Origin of the sequence: Mesorhizobium sp. M2E.F.Ca.ET.209.01.1.1 (assembly GCF_004010375.2) — a bacterium.
Taxonomy (GTDB): Bacteria; Pseudomonadota; Alphaproteobacteria; order Rhizobiales; family Rhizobiaceae; genus Mesorhizobium.
In genome coordinates this window covers 1-282 of the sequence record NZ_SADP02001326.1, presented here as the reverse complement: position 1 = coordinate 282, position 282 = coordinate 1, and the positions used below count along the sequence as shown (strand labels likewise).

At 65.2% G+C, this 282-nt stretch carries 1 pseudogene; it reads right to left on the bottom strand.

The annotated features are described in order from the left end of the window. Nucleotides 1-102 precede the first annotated feature (102 nt). Nucleotides 103-282 (bottom strand): annotated as a pseudogene (locus tag EN852_RS40275) (hypothetical protein); the annotation flags it as partial.

Sequence of the window (282 nt, the reverse complement as noted above, 5' to 3'; positions counted from 1 at the left end):
CAAGGCGATCGTCGAGCCGGCTCAGGTCGAAAAGGACCGCCGGCTGCCGGATCGCCAAGGACCCGGCAGCCACCCTCCAGCCAGGCGGTGGCGAGGGCAGATTCAGTCAGCCTTGGCGACGTGCCAGGCGCCGGCGACGCCTTCGCCGTTCATATCGCCGGCCTTCTTGTCCTTGATGAAGGTGTAGACCGGGTTGCCGTCATAGGCCCACATGTGGGTCCCGTCGGTACGCTTGACGACAGACCATTCACCTTCGGCCTTCGCGCTCGCCTTGGCTTTCAG